The 25037-nt window shown below is 66.8% G+C and carries 28 protein-coding genes and 1 tRNA gene; 26 read left to right on the forward strand and 3 right to left on the reverse strand.

Annotated elements, in window-relative coordinates; all coding sequences use genetic code 11:
- The first annotated feature begins 56 nt into the window (after window positions 1–56).
- Window positions 57–1307, forward strand: coding sequence for a cation:proton antiporter (locus AB3X08_RS06035; RefSeq protein ID WP_369936914.1), 1251 nt, complete (start codon window positions 57–59; stop codon window positions 1305–1307).
- Between the two features lie 143 nt (window positions 1308–1450).
- On the forward strand, window positions 1451–1780 hold the full coding sequence (locus AB3X08_RS06040) for an FmdB family zinc ribbon protein (RefSeq protein ID WP_369936915.1): 330 nt from the start codon (window positions 1451–1453) through the stop codon (window positions 1778–1780).
- Window positions 1781–1863: 83 nt separating this feature from the next.
- Here AB3X08_RS06040 and AB3X08_RS06045 read toward each other — a convergent pair whose 3' ends face one another.
- On the reverse strand, window positions 1864–2820 hold the full coding sequence (locus AB3X08_RS06045; RefSeq protein ID WP_369936917.1) for a DUF3011 domain-containing protein: 957 nt from the start codon (window positions 2818–2820) through the stop codon (window positions 1864–1866).
- A 158-nt stretch (window positions 2821–2978) separates the two neighbouring features.
- On the opposite strand from AB3X08_RS06045, the gene aspS reads away from it, so the two are divergent.
- From aspS to AB3X08_RS06145, 20 genes are all read left to right on the forward strand, one after another.
- Complete coding sequence (aspS, locus tag AB3X08_RS06050; RefSeq protein ID WP_369936919.1) at window positions 2979–4736, forward strand: aspartate--tRNA ligase; 1758 nt, start codon at window positions 2979–2981, stop codon at window positions 4734–4736.
- Window positions 4737–4739: 3 nt separating this feature from the next.
- A complete protein-coding gene (locus AB3X08_RS06055) occupies window positions 4740–5264 on the forward strand; it encodes a GNAT family N-acetyltransferase (protein ID WP_369936920.1) in 525 nt (174 codons plus the stop codon).
- Between the two features lie 94 nt (window positions 5265–5358).
- Window positions 5359–5670, forward strand: a complete 312-nt coding sequence (locus tag AB3X08_RS06060) for an I78 family peptidase inhibitor (protein WP_369936921.1) — start codon at window positions 5359–5361, stop codon at window positions 5668–5670.
- Window positions 5642–6328, forward strand: coding sequence for an esterase/lipase family protein (locus AB3X08_RS06065; RefSeq protein WP_369936922.1), 687 nt, complete (start codon window positions 5642–5644; stop codon window positions 6326–6328). The genes AB3X08_RS06060 and AB3X08_RS06065 overlap by 29 nt, the downstream gene beginning before the upstream one ends.
- An 81-nt stretch (window positions 6329–6409) precedes the next feature.
- On the forward strand, window positions 6410–7141 hold the full coding sequence (locus tag AB3X08_RS06070) for a YebC/PmpR family DNA-binding transcriptional regulator (protein WP_369936925.1): 732 nt from the start codon (window positions 6410–6412) through the stop codon (window positions 7139–7141).
- Between the two features lie 181 nt (window positions 7142–7322).
- Entirely contained in the window at window positions 7323–7835 is a 513-nt protein-coding gene (ruvC, locus tag AB3X08_RS06075; RefSeq protein ID WP_369938450.1) for a crossover junction endodeoxyribonuclease RuvC, read from the forward strand.
- A 124-nt stretch (window positions 7836–7959) separates the two neighbouring features.
- Window positions 7960–8544, forward strand: coding sequence for a Holliday junction branch migration protein RuvA (gene ruvA / locus AB3X08_RS06080; RefSeq protein ID WP_369936927.1), 585 nt, complete (start codon window positions 7960–7962; stop codon window positions 8542–8544).
- 52 nt (window positions 8545–8596) lie between these two features.
- Complete coding sequence (locus AB3X08_RS06085; RefSeq protein WP_369936929.1) at window positions 8597–10516, forward strand: potassium transporter Kup; 1920 nt, start codon at window positions 8597–8599, stop codon at window positions 10514–10516.
- Window positions 10517–10647: 131 nt separating this feature from the next.
- Window positions 10648–11682 carry a Holliday junction branch migration DNA helicase RuvB gene (gene ruvB / locus AB3X08_RS06090; RefSeq protein WP_369936931.1) on the forward strand — a complete coding sequence of 345 codons (1035 nt, stop codon included), beginning with the start codon at window positions 10648–10650 and terminating at the stop codon, window positions 11680–11682.
- A gap of 23 nt (window positions 11683–11705) precedes the next feature.
- Window positions 11706–12179, forward strand: coding sequence for a tol-pal system-associated acyl-CoA thioesterase (ybgC, locus tag AB3X08_RS06095; RefSeq protein WP_369936932.1), 474 nt, complete (start codon window positions 11706–11708; stop codon window positions 12177–12179).
- Window positions 12176–12952 (forward strand): protein TolQ, encoded by a 777-nt coding sequence (gene tolQ / locus AB3X08_RS06100; RefSeq protein ID WP_184410839.1) that lies wholly within the window; start codon window positions 12176–12178, stop codon window positions 12950–12952. The genes ybgC and tolQ overlap by 4 nt, the downstream gene beginning before the upstream one ends.
- 40 nt (window positions 12953–12992) lie before the next feature.
- Window positions 12993–13430: a protein TolR gene (gene tolR, locus AB3X08_RS06105; protein ID WP_184410838.1), complete on the forward strand. Its 438-nt coding sequence runs from the start codon at window positions 12993–12995 to the stop codon at window positions 13428–13430.
- Complete coding sequence (gene tolA / locus AB3X08_RS06110) at window positions 13420–14421, forward strand: cell envelope integrity protein TolA (protein WP_369936935.1); 1002 nt, start codon at window positions 13420–13422, stop codon at window positions 14419–14421. Before tolR ends, tolA begins: the two co-directional genes overlap by 11 nt.
- Window positions 14422–14681: 260 nt before the next feature.
- Window positions 14682–16001 (forward strand): Tol-Pal system beta propeller repeat protein TolB, encoded by a 1320-nt coding sequence (gene tolB / locus AB3X08_RS06115; protein WP_369936936.1) that lies wholly within the window; start codon window positions 14682–14684, stop codon window positions 15999–16001.
- A gap of 70 nt (window positions 16002–16071) precedes the next feature.
- Window positions 16072–16590: a peptidoglycan-associated lipoprotein Pal gene (gene pal / locus AB3X08_RS06120; RefSeq protein ID WP_145702226.1), complete on the forward strand. Its 519-nt coding sequence runs from the start codon at window positions 16072–16074 to the stop codon at window positions 16588–16590.
- A 3-nt stretch (window positions 16591–16593) separates the two neighbouring features.
- Window positions 16594–17406, forward strand: a complete 813-nt coding sequence (ybgF, locus tag AB3X08_RS06125; RefSeq protein ID WP_369936938.1) for a tol-pal system protein YbgF — start codon at window positions 16594–16596, stop codon at window positions 17404–17406.
- Window positions 17407–17452: 46 nt separating this feature from the next.
- Entirely contained in the window at window positions 17453–18130 is a 678-nt protein-coding gene (gene queE / locus AB3X08_RS06130) for a 7-carboxy-7-deazaguanine synthase QueE (RefSeq protein ID WP_369936939.1), read from the forward strand.
- Window positions 18131–18243: 113 nt separating this feature from the next.
- On the forward strand, window positions 18244–18909 hold the full coding sequence (gene queC / locus AB3X08_RS06135; RefSeq protein ID WP_369936940.1) for a 7-cyano-7-deazaguanine synthase QueC: 666 nt from the start codon (window positions 18244–18246) through the stop codon (window positions 18907–18909).
- A gap of 63 nt (window positions 18910–18972) precedes the next feature.
- A tRNA-Lys gene (locus tag AB3X08_RS06140) sits at window positions 18973–19048 on the forward strand.
- A 469-nt stretch (window positions 19049–19517) separates the two neighbouring features.
- A complete protein-coding gene (locus tag AB3X08_RS06145) occupies window positions 19518–20255 on the forward strand; it encodes an SDR family oxidoreductase (RefSeq protein ID WP_369936942.1) in 738 nt (245 codons plus the stop codon).
- Window positions 20256–20283: 28 nt separating this feature from the next.
- Here AB3X08_RS06145 and AB3X08_RS06150 read toward each other — a convergent pair whose 3' ends face one another.
- Entirely contained in the window at window positions 20284–21243 is a 960-nt protein-coding gene (locus tag AB3X08_RS06150) for a LysR family transcriptional regulator (RefSeq protein ID WP_369936943.1), read from the reverse strand.
- A gap of 342 nt (window positions 21244–21585) precedes the next feature.
- Here AB3X08_RS06150 and AB3X08_RS06155 point away from each other — a divergent pair, with 342 nt between their 5' ends.
- The 3 genes from AB3X08_RS06155 (at window position 21586) to AB3X08_RS06165 (ending at window position 23874) form a co-directional block, all read left to right on the forward strand.
- The gene (locus tag AB3X08_RS06155; protein WP_369936946.1) at window positions 21586–22518 is read left to right on the forward strand and encodes an NAD(P)-dependent alcohol dehydrogenase; all 933 of its coding nucleotides are present in this window, start codon (window positions 21586–21588) and stop codon (window positions 22516–22518) included.
- 19 nt (window positions 22519–22537) lie between these two features.
- Complete coding sequence (locus AB3X08_RS06160; RefSeq protein ID WP_369936947.1) at window positions 22538–23215, forward strand: helix-turn-helix transcriptional regulator; 678 nt, start codon at window positions 22538–22540, stop codon at window positions 23213–23215.
- 359 nt (window positions 23216–23574) lie between these two features.
- The gene (locus AB3X08_RS06165; RefSeq protein ID WP_369936948.1) at window positions 23575–23874 is read left to right on the forward strand and encodes a superoxide dismutase; all 300 of its coding nucleotides are present in this window, start codon (window positions 23575–23577) and stop codon (window positions 23872–23874) included.
- 55 nt (window positions 23875–23929) lie between these two features.
- On the opposite strand, the gene AB3X08_RS06170 is transcribed toward AB3X08_RS06165, so the two are convergent.
- Window positions 23930–24331, reverse strand: coding sequence for a hypothetical protein (locus tag AB3X08_RS06170; protein WP_369936950.1), 402 nt, complete (start codon window positions 24329–24331; stop codon window positions 23930–23932).
- Here AB3X08_RS06170 and AB3X08_RS06175 point away from each other — a divergent pair.
- Window positions 24330–25025 carry a type 1 glutamine amidotransferase domain-containing protein gene (locus AB3X08_RS06175; RefSeq protein ID WP_369936952.1) on the forward strand — a complete coding sequence of 232 codons (696 nt, stop codon included), beginning with the start codon at window positions 24330–24332 and terminating at the stop codon, window positions 25023–25025. The two genes, AB3X08_RS06170 and AB3X08_RS06175, sit on opposite strands and share 2 nt — an antisense overlap.
- The last annotated feature ends 12 nt before the right edge of the window (window positions 25026–25037 follow it).

Genomic DNA, 25037 nt, shown 5'->3' on the forward strand with positions numbered 1-25037 from the left:
GCGGCATCATTGGCGCCGCTGCCGCCGGCGGCCCCCCTCGATGGATGTACTGCCCGATGCCCCACGAACTGATCTACCTGCTGCTGATCTTCGCCCTGCTGGTGATTCCGCGCGCGCTGCAGCGCTTCAAGCTGCCGGCACCGCTGACCTGCCTGCTGTTCGGCATCGTCGCGATGCTGGCCATGGGCGAGCGTGCGCACGATGCGGTGATCGCGCTGCTGGCCACGCTCGGCATCTCTTCGCTGTTCCTGTTCGCCGGCCTGGAGGTGGACCCGAAGGCGCTGCGCCGCGGGTTGTGGCCGCTGCTGCTGCATCTGCTGGTGCGCGGCGGCACCTTGTTCGGGGTCGGCTGGCTGGCCTGGCGCTACGCCGCACTGCCGTGGCAGGCGGCCGGATTGCTGGCGCTGGCCCTGCTGACCCCGTCCACCGGCTTCATCATCGATTCGCTGGGCCGGCTAGGACTCAGCGAGGAGGAGCGCTTCTGGGTCACCAGCAAGGCCATCGCTGGCGAATTGCTGGCGCTGGCGGCCTTGTTCGTGATCCTGCAGGCCGGCGATCCCTGGCGCATGGGCCTGTCCAGCCTGGCCTTGCTGGCGATGCTGGTCGGCCTGCCGCTGCTGTTCGTGGCGTTGGGACGCTGGGTGGCGCCGCAGGCGCCCGGATCGGAGTTCTCGCTGCTGGTGATGGTCGGGCTGATCGCCGCCTACATCACCTATTCGCTGGGCGTTTACTACCTGGTCGGCGCGTTCATCGCGGGGCTGGTCGCGCGCCTGCTGCGGCAGCGCATGCCGCTGCTGGCCTCCGACGAGAACCTGCACGCGGTGCGATTGTTCGCGTCGTTCTTCGTGCCGTTCTACTTCTTCAATGCCGGCACCAAGGTGCCGAGCGGGGCGCTGAGCCTGCAGGCGCTGGGGCTGGGCCTGGCGCTGACCGCATGCGTGTTGCCGCTGCGCATCGGCATCGTCTGGCTGCAGCGGCGGCTGCTGTTCGGCGAGGGTGCGCGCAGCAGCCTGCGGGTGTCGCTGGCGCTGGCGCCGACCCTGATCTTCACCCTGGTGCTGGCCGGGATCCTGCGCGAGCGCTTCGCCATCGCCGATGCGCTGTTCGGCGCGCTGCTGCTGTACGCGGCGCTGAGCACGCTGCTCCCGTCGCTGCTGTTCCGCATGCCGTTCGACGTGGACCCGGTCGAGGCCGCGCCGTTGCCGGCGGCGCCGGCCCAGGGCCTGCTCGAGGCGCCGGCGGCGCCAGATCCGGCAGTGCCGCCGGTCGATCCGCCGGGGCCGGCGCTGCCGCAGGCGGCTGTTTGAACGGCCGACAGTTCTCGAACTCGCGCCGTTACGCTGCCGCCCGCTGGAAGATGCAGGACAGGGCGCCACGCGCCGGTATCGCTTGAAAGCCGGCGCCCGGGCCCCATACTGGCTGCCTCCGTTCCTTTCGCGTTTTTGCCGCCATGCCGATCTATGCCTTCCAATGCGCCGAGTGCGGTCACAGCTTCGACCGCCTGCAGAAACTGTCCGATCCCGATCCCGATGCCTGTCCGTCGTGCGGCGCGCCGGCGGTCAAGCGCCAGCTGACCGCGCCGTCGTTCCGCCTGTCCGGCAGCGGCTGGTACGAGACCGACTTCAAGAAGGATGGCGACAAGAAACGCAACCTGGCCGAATCCGGCAGCGGCAGCGCTGGCGATTCCAAGCCGGCAGCCGCTTCCAGCGACAGCGCGGCCAAGCCTGCCGCAGCGCCCGCGGCCACGCCGGCGCCGGCGGCCAAGCCCGCTGCGACCTGAGTGCGGCGCCCCGCAGCGGGCGCCCGAAAATGCGAACGGCCCGGAGGCGACTCCGGGCCGTTCGCGTTCCTGCCGTGGAAGATTCAGCGGGCGCCGAAGCGTGCCCGGCAGCCTTCCTTGACCCACACCGCATTGCCCTCGTAGCCCCAGTTGCGGCCTTCGATGCAGGTGGTGCCGGACAGCTGCTGGATCACCACCGGGCGGCCCTGGCGGCGGTCCCAGGCGCAACTGCGCAGGCGCTTGTCGTCGCTGCTGCAGGTCACCGAGTAATCGCCGCCGGACGGCGGGCGGCCCGGACCCCAGCCGCCACCGCCGCCGCCCCGGCCTTCGGCGAACTCGCCGCGGCAGCCATCGTCCACCCACACCGCGCCGCCGCGCTGGCCCCAGGTGCGGCCTTCGATGCAGCGGGTGTCCGACAGCTGCCGGACCAGCACCGCACTGCGCCAGCCGGTGTTGCAGACGCGCTGGCGCTGGTCCTGGCTCTCGCAGCGGATGGTGCCGCCCGGGCCGGGACCCGGCCCGGGGCCGCCGCTGTCGCCCCAGCCGCCGCGGCCTTCGGCGAAGCGGCCGCGGCAGCCGCCGTCCACCCACACCACGCCGGGGCCGGACCCCCAGGTCTGGCCCTCGATGCACGGCGAATCCGACAACGTACCGACCAACCGCGCGCGGCCGCGGAACGGCGTCGCGCACTGGCGGCGCCTGCGGTCGTTGCTGGAGCAAGCGATGGTCTGCGCATCGAAGCCGGGCTGCGGCCGCCACTGGCCGCTGCTGCCGCGCAGGGAGGTGGAAATGTCCTGCTGGATGCGGCCGAAGCCCCAGCCGCGGTCGATCTGGTCCAGGTAGAACTCCAACTGGTCGTCGGGGATCTGCCGGCCGCGGGTCTGGTCGGCGTATTCGCGTTCGATCACCCGCACCCGGCTCGGCACCGACAGCTGCCGCAGGTCCTCCGGCGCATAGGCGCGCGCGCTTTGCGCGGCCACCGGCCCGCTGGCCAGGGCCAGACCGGCCACCAACAACCAACCGCTCAGCTGCTTCAACATGGGTCCCCTCCGATGCCCGTGACTGGTGGCGGACTATAGCCTCACGGAAACTTAAGGCCAGGTGAGTTGCGGCCGGATTTGCCCGGGCCGGCGCCGCGCCGCAGAATATCCGGCTTGCCGCCGCGTTCTGCGCCGGCGGCCCCACCTTGGAGTTTGCGATGCGTACCCACTTCTGCGGCCTGGTCGACGAGACCCTGATCGGCCAAACCGTCACCCTGGCTGGCTGGACCGATGTCGCCCGCAATCTCGGCGGGGTCTGCTTCATCGACCTGCGCGACCACGAGGGCATCGTGCAGGTGACGGTGGAGCCGGAGAGCGCAGAGGTGTTCGCGGTCGCCGCCTCGCTGGGTTACGAGGACGTGTTGCAGGTGGAAGGCGTGGTGCGCGCGCGGCATGCGGTCAACGACAAGCTGCGCAGCGGCAAGGTCGAGGTGATCGCCACCCGCATCGCCATCCTCAACAAGGCCGCACCGCTGCCGTTCCATGCGCACGAGAACCCGGGCGAGGAAACCCGCCTGAAGTACCGCTACCTGGATCTGCGCCGTCCGGAGATGCAGCGCATGCAGCGCACCCGCATCAAGCTGGTGCAGGCGCTGCGCCGCTACCTGGACGAGCGCGGCTTCCAGGACATCGAGACCCCGATCCTGACCAAGGCCACCCCGGAAGGCGCGCGCGACTTCCTGGTGCCGGCGCGCATGCATCCGGGCGAGTTCTACGCCTTGCCGCAGAGCCCGCAGCTGTTCAAGCAGATCCTGATGGTGGCCGGCTTCGACCGCTACTACCAGATCGCGCGCTGCTTCCGCGACGAGGCGCTGCGCGCCGACCGCCAGCTCGAGTTCACCCAGCTCGACATGGAGTTCGCGTTCGTGCGCGAGCGCGACGTGCAGGATGCGGTGGAACAGATGATCCGCCACATCTTCAAGGAAGTGGTCGACGTGGAACTGGCCGCCGAATTCCCGCGCATGACCTGGGCCGAGGCGATGCGCCGCTTCGGCTCGGACAAGCCGGACCTGCGCATCGGCCTGGAACTGGTCGACGTGGCCGAACTGGTCAAGGGCAGCGAGTTCAAGGTGTTCGCCGATGCCGCCGCTGATGCCGATGGCCGCGTCGCCGCGCTGCGCATTCCCGGCGGCGCCACGCTGTCGCGCAAGCAGATCGACGAGTACGCCGCGCACGCGGCCAAGTACGGCGCCAAGGGCCTGGCCTACATCAAGTTGTCGGAGACCGGCGAAATCAACTCGCCGATCGCCAAGTTCTTCTCCGAAGAGGCCTTCGCCGCGCTGGTCAAGCACGTCGGCGCCGGCAACGGCGACATCGTGTTCTTCGGCGCCGGCGGCTACAACAAGGTCTCCGACTTCATGGGCGCGCTGCGGCTGAAGGCCGGCAAGGACTTCGGCCTGGTCGCCGAGGGCTGGGCGCCGCTGTGGGTCACCGATTTCCCGATGTTCGAATGGGACGAGGAAGCGCAGCGCTACGTCGCGTTGCATCACCCCTTCACCGCGCCGGCGGTGGACGACATCGCCGAGCTGCGCACGCACGCCAAGACCGCGGTGTCGCGCGGCTACGACATGGTGCTCAACGGCAACGAGATCGGCGGCGGCTCGATCCGTATCCACCGCCCGGAGATGCAGAGCGCGGTGTTCGAACTGCTCGGCATCGGCGCCGAGGAAGCGCGCGCCAAGTTCGGCTTCCTGCTCGACGCGCTGAACTACGGCGCGCCGCCGCACGGCGGCATCGCCTTCGGCATCGACCGCATCGCCGCGCTGATGGCCGGCACCGAATCGATCCGCGACGTGATCCCGTTCCCCAAGACCACCGGCGCGCAGGACCTGATGACCGACGCGCCGTCGCCGATCGCCGACGCGCAACTGGCCGAAGTGCACGTGCAGGTACGCGCCAAGCCGGTGCAGGGCTGAGCGATGGCCTTGGCGATCCGCCAGGCCACCCCGGACGACGCCGCCATGCTGGCGGCGCTGGCCGCGGCCACCTTCACCGAGACCTTCGGTCACTTGTATTCGCCGGAGGACCTGCACGGGTTTCTCGATGAGACCTACACCGCGGCGCGGCAGCGCACGATCCTGCAGCATCCGGACTACGCGATCTGGCTGCTGGAGGACAACGGCGTGGCGGTGGGCCATGCCGCGGCCGGCCCCTGCGGCCTGCCGCACGCCGAGGTGCGGCCCGGCGACGGCGAGCTGAAGCGGTTGTACCTGCTGCGCTCGCACCAGAACAGCGGCTGGGGCAGCCGCCTGTTCGAAACCGCGCTGGCCTGGCTGGAACGCGAAGGCCCGCGCACGCTGTGGATCGGCGTGTGGTCGGAGAACTTCGGCGCGCAGCGCTTCTACGCGCGCTACGGCTTCGAGCAGGTCGGCACCTACGAATTCCCGGTGGGGCAGACCCGCGATCTGGAATTCATTCTGCGCCGCGTGCCGCAGGCGGCTTAGCCGACGCCGCGTGCCCAGCAACGGCCGCGCGGGGCAGGCCTGGTGACGTGAAGCAGTAAACTGGCCACTCCTCCGTCCCTGACAGGAGATCGCCATGTCGCGACCAATGAGATGCGTCGCCGCCCTGTTGCCGCTGCTGGCCGCATGCGCGCCCTCGGCTTCGCTGCAACCGGCCGCTGGCGGGCCGGCGGTGCAGGACGATGGCCACTGCCAGGCCGAGCCGGTGGCGTGGGCGGTCGGCCAGGTCGCGACCGAGGCAACCCTGGCGCGGGTTCGCCAGGAGAGCGGCGCCGGTCAGCTACGGCCGATCGCCCCCGGCCAGGCGACGACCCGCGACCTGCGTCCGGACCGGCTCAACGTGTTCGTGGATGCATCCAATGCCATCGTCCGCATCACCTGCGGCTGAGGCTGCGCCTACGCTTGCCGAGGACGCCGCGGTCGACCCCTTGCCGCAGGTCCTGTTGCTGCACGGCATCTGGAACGCCCGTGCCTGGCTCGGCCCGCTGGCCTGGCGGCTGCGCCGCGAGGGCTTCCGCGTCGCCACGTTCGGCTATTCGACCGCGTTCGGCGGCGCCGAGGCGGCGCTGCCGCGTCTGCAGCAGCGGATCGAGCGGCTGGCGGAGCGCGGGCCGGTGGCACTGGTCGGGCACAGCCTGGGCGGGCTGATCGCACTGCATGCCTTGCGCCAGGCGCCGCATCTGCCGGTGACCCGGGTGGTCTGCCTGGGCAGCCCGCTGGCCGGCAGCGCGGTGGCGCAGGCGCTGCTGCGACGCGGCCTCGGCGTCGCCCTGGGGCGCAGTGCGGCCCTGCTGCAACAAGGCCTTGAACATTGGGACGGTCGCGCTGCGGTCGGCATGGTGGCGGGCAGCGTGGCCTTGGGGCTGGGCAACCGCATCGCCGCGCTGGGACCGGAATCGGACGGCACCGTCGCCCTGGCCGAGACCCGCGTGCCGGGCCTGCACGACCATTGCCTGGTGCGCGCCAGCCATAGCGGCCTGCTGTTTTCGCCGCTGGCCGCGCGCCAGACCGCGGCGTTCCTGCGCCACGGCCGCTTCGCCGCCTGAGCGGCTGCGTCGCCGATGCGGGCGCGGCGGCGCAATCGAGTAAAATCCGCCGCTTGTCCTTACTGATGTCCGGAACGCCCCATGGGTAGAGGCCCCTCGATCGAGGCCCGCAAGAACGCATCCGATGCGAAGCGCGGCAAGATTTTCACCAAGATCATCCGCGAGATCGGCGTCGCCGCGCGCGCCGGCGGCGGCGACCCGTCCAACAACCCGCGCCTGCGCGTGGCGATGGACAAGGGCCTGGCGTCGAACATGTCCAAGGACGTGATCGAACGTGCGATCAAGAAAGCCACCGGCGAGCTGGAAGGGGTGGAGTACGAGGAGATCCGCTACGAGGGCTATGCGCCGGGCGGGGTCGCGGTGATCGTCGATTGCCTGACCGACAACCGCGTGCGCACCGTGGCCGACGTGCGCCACGCCTTCAGCAAGTGCGGCGGCAACCTGGGCACCGAAGGCTCGGTGGCATTCATGTTCAAGCGCCTGGGCGTGCTCAGCTTCGCCGCCGGTGCCGACGAGGAGAAGATCACCGAAGCGGCGATCGAAGCCGGCGCCGACGACATCGTGGTGTATCCGGAAGATGGCGCGATCGACGTGCTGACCTCGGCGGACGCATTCCAGCAGGTCAAGGACGCGATGCAGGCCGCCGGCCTGGCCGCCGACCACGCCGAGATCAGTTTCCGTGCCGACAACGACATCGCGGTGGAAGGCGATACCGCGCTGCAGGTGCGCAAGCTGCTGGACATGCTGGAAGATCTGGACGATGTGCAGGCGGTCTATTCCAATGCCGATCAGTCCGCGCTGAGTGGCGGCTGAGGTGGCGATGGCCGGGGCTCGGGGCACGGCCGGGACTCGGGACGTGGGACTCGGGACTCGGAACAGCGCATCGACTGGGCCCGATGGAGCGCCGTCGCCCCGGGCCGTACCCGTGCAAGCCGGCCGTGTCGCCAGTGCTTCGGGTCCTCAGTCCCGCGTCCCGCGTCCTGGCAACGTCCGCATCCTCGGCATCGATCCGGGCTCGCAGCGCACCGGGGTGGGCATCATCGACGTCGACGGCAGCGGCCGCACCACCCATGTGCACCATGCGCCGCTGCTGCTGCTCGGCGAGGGCGACTTCTCGCAGCGGCTGAAGCGGTTGCTGCACGGGCTGGGCGCGCTGATCGAGGAGTACCAGCCGCAGGAAGTGGCGATCGAACGGGTGTTCATGGGCAAGAGCGCCGACGCGGCGCTGAAGCTCGGCCACGCGCGCGGCGCGGCGATCTGCGCGGTGGTGCTGCGCGACCTGCCGGTGCACGAGTACGCGGCCAAGGAGATCAAGCTAGCCATCGTCGGCAAAGGTGCGGCGGAGAAGCAGCAGGTGCAACATATGGTCGGTCTGATGCTGAATCTGACCGGAAAACTGCAGGCCGACGCCGCCGACGCGCTGGCCGTGGCCATCACCCATGCCCACGTGCGCGCCACCGCGCAGCGCCTGGGCGTCAGTACGCAACAGGCTTGGAGCAGAAAATGAGTGGAGCCGGGATTCGGGATTCGGGATTGGGGATTGGAAACAGCCGCGCGCAAGCGCGGATGCCGCGCTGTTACGAATCCCCAATCCCGAATCCCCAATCCCGGCACCTCGCACGAGGCGCCCAATGATCGGCCGTCTGCGCGGGATCCTCGCCTACAAGCAGCCGCCGTGGCTGGTGATCGACGTGGGCGGGGTCGGCTACGAGCTGGAGGCGCCGATGAGCACCTTCTACGACCTGCCCGACGTCGGCCGCGACGTGATCCTGTTCACCCACTACGCGCAGAAGGAAGACAGCGTCTCGCTGTACGGCTTTCTGCGCGAGGGCGAGCGGCGCCTGTTCCGCGACGTGCAGCGGGTCACCGGGATCGGCGCCAAGATCGCGCTGGCGGTGCTGTCGGCGGTCAGCGTGGACGAATTCGCGCGCATGGTCACCGCCGCCGACGTCACCGCGCTGACCCGCATCCCCGGCATCGGCAAGAAGACCGCCGAGCGCATGGTGGTGGAGTTGCGCGACCGCGCCGCCGACTTCAGCGGCGGCGCGCCGATCACCGGCCAGCTCGGCAACGATGCGGTGTCCGAGGCCACCGTGGCGCTGCAGCAGCTCGGCTACAAGCCGGCCGAGGCGGCGAAGATGGCGCGCGATGCCGCTGCCGACGGCGACGAGGTCGCCACCGTCATCCGCAAGGCCCTGCAGGCCGCGTTGCGCTGACCGCGCGCCGTACCTCCTTCTTCACGCCTCGCGGCGCTAACCTGATCCCCACATGTCCACCACTCCCGCTCCGTCCTCCGGCTCCGGCCATTCGGCCGACGCCTCGCATGGCAAGGCCGGCTTTGCGCTGATCATCGGCGCCATCGGCGTGGTGTTCGGCGACATCGGCACCAGCCCGCTGTACACGCTGAAGGAGGCCTTCTCGCCGCACTACGGCCTGAGCAGCGACCACGACACCGTGCTCGGCGTGCTGTCGCTGGCGTTCTGGTCGCTGATGATCGTGGTCACGCTGAAGTACGTCACCATCATCATGCGCGCCGACAACGAGGGCGAGGGCGGCATCATGGCGCTGATGGCGTTGACCCAACGCACCATGCGCAAGGGGTCGCGCTCGGCTTACGTGGTCGGCATCCTCGGCATCTTCGGCGCCTCGCTGTTCTTCGGCGACGGCGTGATCACCCCGGCGATCTCGGTACTGGGCGCGGTCGAAGGCCTGGAGGTGGCCGCGCCGGGCCTGCACGCCTTCATCGTGCCGATCACCGTGCTGGTGCTGGTGATCCTGTTCCTGGGCCAGCGCTTCGGCACCGAGAAGGTCGGCAAGGTGTTCGGCCCGATCACCTGTCTGTGGTTCCTGTCGCTGGCCGCGATCGGCATCTGGAACATCGTCGACGCGCCGGAGGTGCTCAAGGCGTTCAGCCCGTGGTGGGCGATCCGCTTCTTCCTCGACCACGGCTGGCACGGGGTGTGGATCCTCGGCGCGGTGGTGCTGGCGGTGACCGGCGGCGAGGCGCTGTACGCGGACATGGGCCACTTCGGTGCGCGCCCGATCCGCCACGCCTGGTACTTCTTCGTGCTGCCGTGCCTGGTGCTGAACTACCTGGGGCAGGGCGCGCTGGTGCTCAAGCATCCGGCGGCACTGAAGAATCCGTTCTTCGAGGCGGTGCCCGGCTGGGCGCTGTACCCGATGATCGTGCTGGCCACGCTGGCGGCGGTGATCGCCTCGCAGGCGGTGATCACCGGCGCGTTCTCGATTGCGCGCCAGGCGATGCAGCTGGGCTACATCCCGCGCATGCTGATCAAGCACACCTCGCACGACACCATCGGCCAGATCTACATCCCCGGCATCAACTGGCTGCTGATGGTGATGGTGATCGCGCTGGTGCTGATCTTCCGCAGCTCCACCAACCTGGCGGTGGCCTACGGCATCTCGGTGTCGGCGACGATGCTGATCGACACCCTGCTGCTGGCGCTGGTGGCGCGCGCGCTGTGGCCGCACTGGCGCAACTGGGTGCTGCCGCTGTGCGTGCTGTTCTTCGTCATCGACGCCGCGTTCCTGATCGCCAACGGCGCCAAGCTGCTGCAGGGCGCCTGGTTCCCGGTGGCGCTGGGCATCGTGATGTTCACCATGATGCGCACCTGGCGCCGCGGCCGCGAGCTGCTGCGCGAGGAGATCCGCAAGGACGGCATCCAGATCGACAGCTTCCTGCCCGGGCTGATGCTGGCGCCGCCGGTGCGCGTGCCCGGCACCGCGGTGTTCCTGACCGCCGACTCCACCGTGGTGCCGCACGCGCTGATGCACAACCTCAAGCACAACAAGGTGCTGCACGAGCGCAACGTGTTCCTGACCGTGGAAACCCTGCCGGTGCCGTACGCCTCGGCCAAGCAGCGGTTGAAGATGGATGCCATCGGCGACGAGTTCTACCGGGTGATCGTGCGCTTCGGCTTCATGGAAACCCCCGACGTGCCGCTGGCGCTGATGCGCTCCTGCGACCAGGGCGGCATCTATTTCGATCCGATGGACACCACCTATTTCGCCAGCCGCGAGACCATCGTCGCCAGCGCCAACCGCGGCATGCCGATCTGGCGCGACAAGCTGTTCGCGGTCATGCACCGCAATGCCGCCCCGGCCACCGGCTTCTTCCGCATCCCCGGCAACCGGCTGGTGGAGCTGGGGGCGCAGGTGGAGATCTGAGGCCGCCTGCGGCGGCCGGGATTGGGGAGTCGGGATTCGGGATTAGTCAAGGCCATGGCGCCGAAGCCGTCCCGCAGTCGATACTATTGAGCTACCAATCCCGAATCCCGACCCTCCAATCCCGGCTTTAAATGGACCGCATCATCGCCAGCAGCGCCACCCGCGAGGACGACGCGGTCGAGGCCAGCATCCGACCCAAGCGGCTGGCCGACTACCTCGGCCAGCAGCCGGTGCGCGAGCAGCTGTCGATCTACATCGAAGCGGCCAAGGCGCGCGGCGAGGCGATGGACCATGTGCTGATCTTCGGGCCGCCGGGCCTGGGCAAGACCACGCTCAGCCATGTCATCGCCAACGAACTGGGGGTCAACCTGCGGGTGACCTCCGGGCCGGTGATCGAGAAGGCCGGCGACCTGGCCGCGCTGCTGACCAACCTGCAGGCGCACGACGTGCTGTTCGTGGACGAGATCCACCGCCTGTCGCCAGTGGTCGAGGAAGTGCTGTATCCGGCGATGGAAGACTTCCAGATCGACATCATGATCGGCGAGGGCCCGGCCGCGCGCTCGATCAAGATCGACCTGCCGCCGTTCACCCTGATCGGCGCCACCACCCGCGCCGGCCTGTTGACCGCGCCGCTGCGCGACCGCTTCGGCATCGTGCAGCGCCTGGCGTTCTACACCCCCGAAGAGCTGGGCAGGATCGTGCGCCGTTCCGCCGCCATCCTCGGCATCGCCTGCGACGCCGACGGCTGCGCGGAGATCGCGCGGCGCGCGCGCGGCACCCCGCGCATCGCCAACCGGCTGCTGCGGCGGGTCCGCGATTTCGCCCAGGTCCGCGCCGGCGGGCTGATCGACCTGGAGGTCGCGCAGGCGGCGATGCAGATGCTCGGGGTCGACCCGGAAGGCTTCGACGATCTGGATCGGCGCCTGCTGCACACCATCATCGACTACTTCGACGGCGGCCCGGTCGGGGTCGAGTCGCTGGCCGCCTCGCTGTCGGAGGAGCGCGGCACCCTGGAAGACGTGATCGAGCCCTACCTGATCCAGCAGGGCTACCTAATCCGCACCGCGCGCGGGCGCATGGCGACCAACAAGGCCTATCTGCACTTGGGCCTGCAGCCCAAGCGGGATTCGGGATTGGGGATGCGGGATTCGGGAGAGCTGTTTTGACCACGAGCCGCCAGGATCCGCCTTTGCTCAGCGAATCCCCAATCCCGAATCCCCAATCCCGGCAGCTATTCAGTTGGCCGACACGCATCTACTGGGAAGATACCGACGCCGGTGGCGTGGTCTACCATGCACGCTACGTCGCCTTTCTGGAGCGGGCGCGCACGGAATGGCTGCGCGCGCTGGGCTACGGACAGGAGCGCCTGCGCCTGCAGCACGATCTGGTGTTCGCGGTGCGCGCGATGCAGCTCGACTTCCTGCGCCCGGCGCACCTGGACGATACGCTGCAGGTCGGCGTCGCGCTGACCCAGTGCAAGCGCGCCAGCCTGCTGTTTGCGCAGTCGATCCATCGCGACGGCGAACTGCTGTTGCGCGCGCAGGTGAAGGTGGCGGCGCTGGGCGCCGGCAGTTTCCGCCCGCGCGGCATGGACGACGCGTTGTACGACATTTTGAAAGCTCTCGAAATCACTGAAGCAGCATTACTGAGGAACGACGGATGATCGCATTGCTCCTGGCCCTGCAGGACACGGTGGCGGAGGCGCTACCGCAGGACGTGACCCAGACCGCCGCGCAGGCCGTCGCCAGCACCGCCGCCCACGGCGGCATCAATTACCTGGATCTGCTGATCAAGGCCAGCCTGCCGGTCAAGGTGATCGTGCTGTTCCTGCTGCTGGGCTCGCTGATCAGCTGGGTGATCATTTTCCGCAAGGCGCGGGTGTTCAAGCAGGCCAATCGCGAGGCGGACGACTTCGAGAACCGCTTCTGGTCCGGCACCGACCTGACCAAGCTCTACGCCGGCGCGGCCGACCGCAACCGCGTGGTCGGCGGGCTGGAGGCGATCTTCGAGGCGGGTTTCCGCGAATTCACCCGCCTGCGCGACAAGCGCAAGCTCGACGCGCGCGTGCAGCTGGAAGGCGCGCAGCGGGCGATGCGCGCGACCTATGCGCGCGAAGTGGACCGCCTGGAGCGCAACCTGGAGCTGCTCGCCAACATCGGTTCCACCGCGCCGTACGTCGGCCTGGTCGGCACCGTGTTCGGCATCATGGTGACGATGCACGACATGCTCAACAGCGGCCAGCAGGCGGGCATCGCCGCGGTCGCGCCGGGCATTTCCGAGGCGTTGTTCGCCACCGCCATCGGCCTGTTCGTGGCGATCCCGGCGGTGTGGGCCTACAACCGCTTCACCACCCGGGTCGAGCGGATGGCGGTGCGCTTCGAGACCTTCTCCGAAGAGTTCAGCTCCATCCTGCAGCGCCAGGCCAGCGGCGACTGAGCGCTGCCGCGCGCTCCGCCCAAGACCCCAGGATTCCCGCATGACTGCCGCCATTTCCCGCCGCAAGCGCCGCAAGCTCAAGTCCGAGATCAACGTCGTGCCGTACATCGACGTGATGCTGGTGCTGCTGATCATCTTCATGGTCACCGCGCCGCTGCTCAGCCTGAGCGTGGACGTGGACCTGCCCGATTCCACCGCGCGTTCGGTGGAAAGCAAGAAGGACCCGGTGATCGTCAGCGTCGATGCCGAGGGCCGCTACACGCTGACCCTGCAGGACGGCAAGCCGGAGAAGATCGGCGCGCCGGAACTGAAGGCGAAGATGCAGGCCTTCGTCAGCCAGAACAAGGACGTGCCGGTATTCGTCGCCGCGCCAGGCAGTTCCAACTATCAGCTGGTCATGGACACCATGGTCATGCTGCAGCAGGCCGGCGTTCCCAAGGTGGGCCTGATGAGCCAGCCCGGTACCAATGCACGCTGAAGCCGACTACCGACCGCCGCTGACCCGGGGCGACAACGACAGCCTGCTGTACGGCATCGCCCTGGCGGTGGGCGTGCACGTGCTGATCGCGCTGCTGTTCTTCCTTGCCTGGTGGTGGTCGCCGGTGCGCCAGGTTGAGCCGGCGGCGGGTTCGCCGATGGTCGAGGCCTCGCTGGTCGTGTCGGCCGCCGACGTGCGTTCGGCGCAGAAGGCGGTGCAGGACGCGCCCAAGCCCTTGCCCGAGCCGCTGCCCGAGCCGGTCAAGGAGGTCGCCGAGGACGACACGGTGCCGCCGCCGCAGCCGATACCCGTGCCCAAGCCGCAGGACGCGCCGACCGAGCAGCAAAAGAAGGCCCAAGACTTCATTCCGGTGCCGGACAAGGTCGACCAGGACCGCGCCAGCCGCACCGCGATCTCGCAGGAAAAGGAGAAGCAGGAGCAGGAAGCCAAGCGTCGCCAGGAGCAGATCGACCTGACCGAGCAGAAGCGCCAGCAGGAGGCCGAGCAGAAGCAGCGCCTGGCCGCGCAGCAGGAAGAGGAGCGGCAGAAGAAGATCGCCGAGATCCGCAAGCAGCGCGAGCAGGCCGACCGCGAAGCCAAGCTGGCCGAGCAGAAGCTGCGCCAGCTGGCCGATGTGCGCGCCAAGCAGGCCTCGGCCACCGCCGCGACCACGCCGCAGGCCGCGCCCGGGCAGAACGGCACCAACACCGACCTGTCGGCCAAGTACGCCGCGGCGATCCAGCAGGCGGTGCTGAGCCAGTGGGTGCGCCCGGACTCGGTGCCGCTGGGGCAGAAATGCAAGATCTCGATCAAGCAGATTCCTCCCGGCCAGGTGATCGAGGCCAAGGTCAGCCCCGACTGTCCCTACGACGAGGCGGGGCGGCGCTCGATCGAGGCAGCGGTGCTGCGCGCCCAGCCCTTGCCCTACCGCGGCTTCGAGCAGGTGTTCGCGCGTGAGCTGAACTTCAATTTCACCGCGCAGGATCGCTGAGCGGCCGGGATTGGGGATGGACAGCTTGCGGCTGTCGAAGAGCGCGCGGGAGTGGGGATGCGAAGTTTTCGCCCCCGTTCCAGGATCCGAAAGCCCACCGCAGGCCTGCTGGGGCCGCGGGACCTCCCCGGGCGGCGCTGCGATAGGCGATAATCCGCGCGTCCTGCCATCGGCTTCACATCTCGATGGTTCATGATTGCGAATACGTTCACCCGCGCATTGCTATCTCTTGCGCCTTCCCGAGTACCGCTGAGCGACCCATGAAGAAACTGCCGCGCTGGCTTGCCGTCCTGACTGCCCTGTTGCTCCCCTTGGCCGCGTCCGCGCAGGACAGGGGTCTGGAAATCGACATCGTCGGCGGCAACGCGTCGGCGACCCCGATCACCGTCGTGCCGATGCCCTACCAGGGTTCGGCCGCCGCCCCGTCCACCGACGTGGCCGCAGTGGTCCGCGCCGACCTGGACCGTTCCGGCCAGTTCCGCAACCTGCCGGAGGCGCAGATCGTCGAGCGCCCGACCCGTGGCAGCGAAGTGCAGTACGCCACCTGGCGCGCGCTGAAGCAGGACTACCTGGTCGCTGGTCGGGTGATGGATGCCGGCGAAGGCGCCTACCGCGTCGAGTACGAACTGTTCGACGTGGCCAAGGGCGAGCGCATGCTCGGCCTGGCGATGACCGCGCGTGCCAGCGCGATGCGCGACGTGGCGCACCAGATGGCCGATGCGATCTACGAAAAGATCACCGGCGTGCGCGGCGCGTTCTGGACCCGCATCGCCTACGTCACCGCCAGCGGCAAGGGCGGGGCGATGCGCTATGCGCTGATGGTCGCCGACTCCGACGGCTTCAACCCGCAGACCATCGTGCGTTCGGCCGAGCCGCTGCTGTCGCCGAACTGGAGCCCGGACGGCAAGAAACTGGCCTATGTGAGCTTCGAGCGCGGTAACTCCTCGATCTACATCCAGGACATCGCCACCGGCGCGCGCCAGCTGGTCTCCAGCTTCCGCGGCATCAACGGCGCCCCGGCGTTCTCGCCGGACGGCAAGAAGCTGGCCCTGGCGCTGTCGCGCAGCGGCAACCCGGAAATCTACGTGATGGACCTGGGCAGCAAGCAGCTGACCCAGCTGACCAACCACTTCGGCATCGACACCGAGCCGACCTGGGCGCCGGACGGCAACAGCATCTACTTCACCTCCGATCGCGGCGGCCGGCCGCAGATCTACCAGGTGGCGGCGACCGGCGGCAGCGCCAACCGGGTGACCTTCCAGGGCAACTACAACGCCACCGCCAGCGTGTCCTTCGACGGCAACAAGATCGCCGTCGCCCAGGGCAGCGGCAACACCTACAAGATCGCGATGATGGATCGCAGCCTGGGTTCGCCGCGCTGGAGCACGTTGTCTACGGGTTCGCTGGACGAGTCGCCGAGCTTCGCCCCCAACGCCAGCATGGTCCTGTATGCCGCCCGCGAAGGCGGACGTGGCGTGCTTTACGCGGTTTCGGCCGATGCCCGCGTGCGCCAGCGCCTGGTCCTGGCTGATGGCGACGTGCGCGAGCCGTCGTGGTCGCCGTATCGGACCGCGCGTTGACATGTAAGTTTGATGTTAATATTTCGCTGCGTTGAACCCCTCTAGGCTCAGGAGCCACAAAGGTATCCCCATGAACAAGACCACCCGCGTTCTGCTTGTTTCGCTGTTGTCCGTCGCAGCTCTGGCCGGCTGCTCCAAGAAGGTCAAGGAAGTTCCCCCGACCGACACCACCGGCACCACCGGCACCACCACTCCGACCGGCCCGTCGACCTCCGGCCTGTACGGCCCGGGCGATCTGGATACCGATGCCTGCCTGCGCCAGCGCGTGGTCTACTTCGATCTGGACCAGGACTCGCTGAAGCCGGAGTTCCAGGCCATCATGGCCTGCCACGCCAAGTACCTGCGTGACCGTCCGTCCTCGCGCATCACCCTGCAGGGCAATGCCGACGAGCGCGGTTCGCGCGAGTACAACATGGGCCTGGGCGAGCGTCGTGGCAACGCCGTTTCCTCGGCGCTGCAGGCTGCCGGCGGTTCGGCTGCGCAGCTGACCGTGGTCAGCTACGGTGAAGAGCGTCCGGTCTGCACCGAGTCGAACGAGTCCTGCTGGTCGCAGAACCGTCGCGTCGAGATCGTCTACACGGCGCAGTAATAGATGCGTATCGGTGTCCTTACATCGATGATCGTCGCGGCGGCCTTGGTGGCCGCCGCGCCGGCTCATGCGCAGCGCGCGAGTCTCGCCGACCGCGTGTCCGCGCTCGAGCAGCAGGCCATGAACACCCAGGGCAACACCGACATGCTGAACCAGCTCAACCAGCTGCGGACGCAGGTGCAGTCGCTGGAGGCCACGATCGAGCAGTTGCAGCACGACAACGAACAACTCAAGCAGCGCGCCAAGGACCAGTACCTGGACCTGGACGGCCGCCTGAACCGGATCGAGGGTGGCGCGACGCCGCCGTTGCCGCCGGCTGGGGCTGCCGCACCCGCCGCTTCCGCACCCGCTGCCAAGCCGGCTGCCGCCGTTTCCGAACGGCCGCCGTCGGTGCATGGCGACGCCGGCACGCTCGCCGCCACCGGCGACGAGCGCACCAGCTACAACGTCGCCTTCGATGCGCTGAAGGCCGGCAAGTACGCCGACTCGGCGAATCTGTTCCAGAGCTTTCTCGAGCTGTACCCGAACGGCGTCTATGCCCCCAATGCCCTGTATTGGCTGGGCGAGAGCTATTACGCCACCAAGAATTTTCCGCTGGCCGAGGCGCAGTTCCGCGACCTGATCGGCCGCTACCCGACCCACGACAAGGCCTCCGGCGCGCTGCTCAAGCTGGGCCTGTCCCAGTACGGCGAAGGCCGCACCCAGGATGCCGAGCAGACCCTGCAGCAGGTGATCAGCCAGTATCCGGGATCGGATGCCGCGCGTACCGCGCAGGACCGCCTGCAGTCGATCCGCATCGGCCAGCAGCTGCGCTGAGCCCCCGACCGCTGCCGCCATCGTCGCGGGGGCATACTTTCCCGCCATGGCCGCCGTTCCCAGCGATATCGTCCAAAGCCCGCTGCCGCGCCTGAAGCTGACGGAGATCTTCCTGTCGCTGCAGGGCGAGGCGGAGAGCGCCGGCTGGCCGACGGTGTTCGTGCGCCTGACCGGCTGCCCGCTGCGCTGCAGTTACTGCGACACCGCCTATGCCTTCCATGGCGGGCAGTGGTGGGACATCGACGCGATCCTGGCCGAAGTGGCGCGGCATGGCGTGCGCCATGTCTGCGTGACCGGCGGCGAGCCGCTGGCACAGAAGCGCTGCCTGCGCCTGCTCGAGCAACTGTGCGACGCCGGCTACGACGTCTCGCTGGAAACCTCCGGCGCGCTGGACATCGCCGAGGTGGACCCGCGCGTGTCGCGGGTGCTCGACATCAAGACCCCGGCTTCGCTGGAGGTATCGCGCAACCGCTGGGAAAACCTGCCGCTGCTGACCGGGCGCGACCAGATCAAGTTCGTGCTGTGCGGCCGCGCCGACTACGACTGGGCGCGCGCGATCGTCGCCGAACACCGCCTGCACGAGCGCTGCACCGTCTGGTTCTCGCCGAGCAAGAGCGAACTGGCACCGCGCGATCTGGCCGACTGGATCGTCGCCGACCGCCTGCCGGTACGCTTCCAGATGCAGCTGCACAAGCTGCTGTGGAACGACGAGCCGGGACGATGAGAGGCCGGGATTGGATATTCGGGATTGGGGATTGGTGGAACGCCCCTTCGATGTCCGATCGCGTGCTGTAGCTTTTGCAAATCCCCAATCCCTAATCCCCAATCCCGGCCCCAATGAAAAACGCCGTCGTCCTACTCTCAGGTGGCATGGATTCCGCCGTCGTCGTCGCCATCGCCCGCGAGCAGGGCTATGCCGTGCATGCGCTGAGCGTCAGCTATGGACAGCGGCATACCTCCGAACTGGACGCGGCCAAGCGCGTGGCCGACGCGCTCGGCGCGGTGGCGCACAAGACCGTCAATGTCGACCTGCGCAGCATCGGCGGCTCCGCGTTGACCGACGATATCGAGGTGCCGGACGCGGGCGGCGAGGGCATTCCGGTGACCTACGTGCCGGCGCGCAACACCATCATGCTGTCGGTGGCGCTGGGCTGGGCCGAAGTGCTGGGCGCGGCGGATATCTTCTGCGGCGTCAACGCGGTGGACTATTCCGGTTACCCCGACTGCCGCCCCGAGTTCATCGACGCGTTCCAGGCCCTGGCCAACCTGGCGACCAAGGCAGGCGTGGAAGGCGCCGGCCTGCGCGTGCACGCGCCGCTGCAGCGCATGAGCAAGGCCGACATCGTGCGCGAGGGCGAGCGCCTGGGTGTGGATTTCGGCCTCACCGTGTCCTGCTATCGCGCCGATGCCGACGGCCGCGCCTGTGGCCACTGCGACGCCTGCCGCCTGCGCGCCGCCGGCTTCGCCGATGCCGGCGTGGCCGACCCGACCCGCTACGCCTGATTTCGCGTTGACGCGGCGCTGGGGTAGACTACGCACCCCGGCGCAAGGCCGGGGCATTGTTTTGGGCCGTTAGCTCAGTCGGTAGAGCAGAAGACTTTTAATCTTTTGGTCGATGGTTCGAATCCATCACGGCCCACCATCTAGTCGGACACCCGGTTTTCTCTCCCGCGTTCCGTCTCGCGAAAAGTAAGCGCGACGGCGTTGCGACAAGCGGGTCGGTGCAGCCAAGTTGTCAGGTGACGCAAAGCTTCAGGGCGGGATTTCTCGGGCGTCTCGATTTCGAGACCAAAATGCTGCCGCTTTGACGGAACAGCGGAAGAATGCAATGCCGCCCGCTAGCGGACTCCCATTTTGTTGAAATGACGCCACTAGGTGCCTGGCTGCAGCTAACACTCGTTGCCGCACACCAGAATATGCGCTACAAATATCGGGTCGAAAGAGCGCAGCCCGGATGGTAGCCCGGGCACCGTCCTAAACCGGGCGGCAGTTCTCCCGCAGGGTATCCGCGACACCTGCGCCGGCTATGCCGGCGGTCTAGGTGTGCCTGCCGGAACTCTAAGGTCTTCGTCGGCGCACCTTCTCATCTCCGATTAAGAAGGAAAGTCGACATGAACCTGACAGCAAACACTATTCTCATCACAGGCGGAGCCGCTGGCATCGGCTTAGCGCTAGCGCGGCAACTTTCCGAGCGCGGCAATCGCGTCATCATCTGCGGACGAAAGGCGGATGCGCTGCTCAAGGCGCAGGCAGAAGTACCGGCCTTGATCACCCATGTCTGTGACATCACCGACGCCGCGAGTCGGCAAGCGATGGTGACTTGGCTGGCCGCCACATATCCCAAGCTCAACATCGTTGTCAACAACGCGGGCGTTCAATATCGCCGGACATTCAACGAAGACCGCGCGCTCGAGAACCTGGAACAGGAGGTGGCAACCAATTTCACCGCGCCTGTCCAGCTGATTGGCGAACTCTTACCCATGCTGAGGCGACAGTCGCATGCCGTGATTGTCAACGTCAGTTCGGCACTGGCCTTCTCGCCGCTGGCGGGAGTTCCCGTCTACTGCGCGACCAAGGCCGCCATGCATTCCTTCACGCTCAGCTTGCGCCACCAGCTCAAGGCAGAGGGAATTCGGGTCGTGGAGATCGCACCGCCCATCGTCGACACCGGGCTAGGCGGCGAGGGTCGCATCGCAGGCACGAGCACGCAAGCCATGATGTCACCGGACGACTTTGTCGCCGAAGCGCTCACCCAGTTGGAGGATGGCCAGGACGAAGTAATGGTCGGTCTGGCTGCTGGCGCCCGAAAGATGGGTGAGGCGTTGTTCGAGCGAATGAACGGATCCTGATTTCATCTGGTAGTGGGCGCGTCAGACGCTACGCGTCCATTGCCTTCGGTAGGTATTCCACCAGTGCGTCCACCGCCAGTCGCAGTCGCAAGGGCATGTGTGGCGCACTCGGCCATAGAGCATGGATCTCCATGACAGCACCCGGGTGATCGTCCAGCACGGCGACGATCGCTCCCGTGCTCAGGCGATCCCGTACCAGCCATTCGGGCAACCACGCCAGGCCCAAGTCTGCAGCGGCCGCATCCGCAATGGCCTCCAGATCATCGAACTGTAAGCGCGAGCTGAGCGGCATCTCCGCGATGCGGCCTGTGGCGTCCGGCAGTTGCCAGACGTTGATCCGATCAGCGCGCCGGTAAAGCAGGATGCTGTGCGCAACCAGTTCGGCCGTGTCCCGCGGCCGTCCGTGCGCGGCTAAGTAAGCCGGCGAGGCGCATACCCGCTTGCGTTGTACCCCCAGCTTGCGCGCGCGCAATCCTTCGCTCTCGGTCCCGAGCGCGCCGCATCGGATGGCGAGATCGAAGCCCTCAGCCAGCACGTCCACAGGCCGGTCGCTGAAACTCAGGTGCAACTCCAGCGCCGGATGCTGCCGAGCCAGGTCCACCAGGATGGGCGCCACACAATGGCGGCCGAACAGCACGGGCATGGAGACGCGCAACCGCCCTCCCATTTCGCGCCGACCAGACGTCATTTGCGCCTCGGCGGATTGCAGTTCCGCCAGCGCACGCAGGCAATGCTCGTAATAGATCTGACCATCGTCAGTAAGGCTTTGAACACGCGTGGTTCGATGAAACAAGCGCGTGGCCAGCCGCGCCTCCAGCCGCGCCATCGCCTTGCCCACGGCCGAACGTGTCAGGCCCAGGTGTTCGGCCGCGCGAGTGAAGCCCCCCAGACGCACGACATCTACGAACACGCAGACCCCGTCGAGCCTCTCTTGGCGCTCCGGAAGAGCCTTTACCAAGTGGATTGGTGAATTCAGATCCTTTGGCATGAGAATGCACCTCTACATTGAATAGTTTTTTCTACCTAGTATGCCTGCCAAGCTTCGGTAGGAATGCCGGGTTACAAGAACTAGTTTGAAGAGACGCGGCTCTCCCTAAGCCGACGGGAAGCCGTTTTTGCGAGATTCGGAGTTTCAGTCATGCGCTGTGTCGCACCTCAGACAGGCAGCACGAAAACACTGGTGCCAATATCTGGCACCAACGTTGTCTAGACTGAAGTCTCTAAGCAATACCTAAGGAAATGTCGTGACTCAAGCTAGTAGCACCGCATTGGGAAATGCGAGCGTGGTGACCCGGAGCTTTGCTGAATCGTCCGCCAGGAGCAGCCTGCCATGAAACGTATTCAGTACGGCATGTACGGTGGTCCGGAGGTGATGCGGCTCGACGAGTTCGAATTGGCTTCGCCAGGCAAGGGGCAAGTGGCTGTGAAGGTCAAGTTTGCAGCCGTCAATCCCATCGATTGGAAGCTGCGCAACGGCCAGATGAAGATCGTCACGGGCAACACTTTTCCCCGCGCAATGGGGTTCGATTTCTCCGGCACGATCATCTCCGCCGGTCCTGGAGTGACACGCTTCAGCCCTGGCGACGCCGTCTTCGGGCTTGCGCGCTTCAAGGAAAGCGGCGCGCTGGGAGAAGCCGTGATCGCGAACGAAACTGCTTTGGCAAAGAAGCCCGCCAACACTTCTTTCGAGGATGCGGCTTGTCTTGGCACTCCCGGCGTCACGGCGTGGAACGGGCTGATCGACAAGGCGAAGCTAACCGCGGGCCAGCATGTCTTCATCAACGGCTGCACCGGGGCGGTCGGCGAAGCGGCAGTTCAGATTGCGCGAATGCACGGGGCCGTTGTCTCCGGCAGTTGCAGCGGGGAAGCCATGGAACGGGCGCGGATTCTCGGTCTCCAGAACGTCTTCGACTATCGGACCACGGATCTGTCCAAGCTGCGCGAGCGTTTCGACGTCGTCTACGACACGGCCGCCACGATGACGACCGCCCTTGGCTTGAGCCTGTTGTGCGAGGACGGCGTGTTCCTGGACCTCGATCCAATGCCAGGCAAGTTCATTCGTTCGATCTTCAGCCGACGACTGAAACCGATCGTCTGCACGCCCCGGCCCGACATTCTCGACAGCTTGGCTCGTGCTGCAGAGGGCGGCAAGTTTCGAATGCCAGTCGCCGAGATCGTCCCCCTGGAACAAGCAATAGGCCTCATCACCGCTCTCGAAGCGGGCCGCAAGCTTGGCGGCAAGGGCCTTGTGGCAATGGCCTGACATGTCCCGAAGCCATCGCTTGTTCGATCTCATGCAGGTGCTTCGTCGGCATCGCGGAACGGTGTCCGGCGAAGTGCTGGCCCGCGAGACGGGCGTATCGCTTCGGACCATCCGCCGCGACATCGCGACGCTGCAATCCATCGGGGCGCACATCGAGGGCGAGGCCGGCGTCGGCTACATCCTCAGGCCGGACTTTCTGCTGCCGCCGCTGTCTTTCACGGAGGAAGAGATCCAGGCGCTCGTGGTCGGTGCGCAGTGGGTCAGCCGCCACGCCGACGAAGCCCTGGCGCTTGCCGTCCAGAACGCTCTTGCAAAAATCAATGGCGTTCTTCCGCCAGAGATGAGAACGGAGTTGGACGACAGCGCGCTCTACATCTTTCGCAAAAGGAAAGAAACATCGGTCTTCGATCTGGCGCAGGTACGGCGGGCAATGCGTGAGCAGCGAAAGATGCGCATCGGGTACGCGGATGACGGCGGGGCCATTTCGCAGCGGACCATCTGGCCGATCATGCTCGGCTTCGTCGAATCGCAACGGTTGATTGCTGCGTGGTGCGAGTCGAGCGGCGACTTTTGCCGTATTCGCACAGACCGCATCGTGACCGTCGAATTTCTGGACGAACGCTACCCACGTGCTCGTCGGCAGCTTGTCAAGGAATGGCGGGACGGGCTTCCCTGCAACCAGCCGGATGGCGCTTAGCGCGATCCAGTTTGCAACACATCCATGCACTTCCAAAGTGCATGGCACCAAGCCGCCGCCACGAATGCGGTGACGTCATCGAGCTGCGCCCGGTGCTGCGGCCGCGTTCGACGAGTCCATTGGCGAATTCGACCCTTGTCTCAAGGGAATGCTTTTCTACATTGGATATTATTTTTCTACTTTATTATCAAATTAGCGCGATGAAATGGAATTCAGGGCGACAAAGTGAGATCTCTGGTCGGTCCCGCCCCTTCACGCCACGGCATTGACTGGAAAGCGCCGCTTAGTTGGGCGACGCGTTGTCGGTCCCGTTCGCCAACTTGAATCCGCTTGATACTTTTTAGCCATGGAGCCTCCTCATGAAATTTCTTTGCCTCGACATCCCCGCGGCCGGCGCCACCCCGGAAAAGTACCAGCCGCATATGCAAGATGAAGCCCGCCACGCCTGGCAGCTCTACAAGCGCGGCATCGTGCGCGACATCTACTTCCGTCAGGATCGCCCCGGCGTTGCCATCATTGCCGAGTGCGAATCGGCCGATGCCGCCTTGAAAGCGTTGCGCGAATTTCCGCTGGCCAAAGCCAGCCTCCTCGATTGGGAGGTCATCCCGCTCGGCCCCTTCTTGAACTGGGAAACGCTCTTCGCGCCCGGCAACGCTTGATATTCCCGGGCGACAAGCCGATCAACAGATGAGAAATCGTGATGGCCAATGACGTTCATTTATCCACAAAGCGGTAGAGATTGCGCGCATCTTCACCTGCCTGACGACTTCGTGAAGACAAGAAGTACCCCGCCCTCGTCGGGTTCGCAAAACCGAGCGCCGCTTCAGGGCCGTGGCCGGCTTCTAAACGTTCCCTCTGATCCCCGGTTTGCTGATCAAACCATTGCTTCTGATCGCCGGCAGCAAGGTCGACACCAAGGTGTATGGCGACCAGGCCTACGCGCTTTCCAAAGGGCCGTAAGAGCGGTTCGTCATCGAGGATGCCACCCATGTCGCGATGTACGGCGTGCCTGAGTACGTGGATCAAGCGGTTGCCAAGCTCGTCCCGTTCCTTCGGCAATCTCCAGCCCCTACCGCAACCTTCGCTCTTCTCTCCGAATTCGAAAGCCACGACCATGACCAAGCAAGCCTCTGAACTCAAGCCTGTTCTCTTCGTCGTCACCAGCAACGCGCTGAAGGGCGCGACAGGCATCCCCACCGGCTACAATCTGGCCGAAGTCACTCATCCGCTGGAAAAGCTGCATGCAGCGGGCATCCGCGTGGAGTTCGCCTCGCCGCAAGGTGGCGACGCACCGCTAGATGGGCTGGAGGACATGAAAGACCCGGTTATTGCCCGCTATTGGGCCGATGCCGATTTCCGCCACGCAATCGCCCACACGCTGTGCTTGGACGACGTGAATCCTTCGCGCTACTCGGCCATCTTCTTTGCGGGCGGCCACGGCACGATGTGGGACTTCCCCGACAGCGTCGCTGCGCAGAAGGCCATTCGCGAGATCGATGCGGCCGGCGGCATCATCGCGGCGGTGTGTCACGGTCCAGCGGCCCTGGTCAACGCGCGCCGTGCCGATGACGGCCTGCTGGTCGCGGGAAAGCGGTTGGCCGCCTTTACCAATGGCGAGGAAGAGGAAGTGCAGTCCACCCAGGTGGTGCCTTTCCTGCTGGCGTCCACGCTGATTGAGCGCGGAGCGCAGCACCAGACCGCAGCAAATTGGGCCGACAACGTAGTCGTCGATGGCCGGCTCGTCACCGGCCAGAACCCGCAGTCCGCCGCGAGCCTGGGCGTAGCGCTGCGCGACGCCTTGTTGGCATGACCAGCCCGCTGT

This window comes from Xanthomonas sp. DAR 34887 (genome assembly GCF_041245805.1).
Classification (GTDB): Bacteria; Pseudomonadota; Gammaproteobacteria; order Xanthomonadales; family Xanthomonadaceae; genus Xanthomonas_A; species Xanthomonas_A tesorieronis.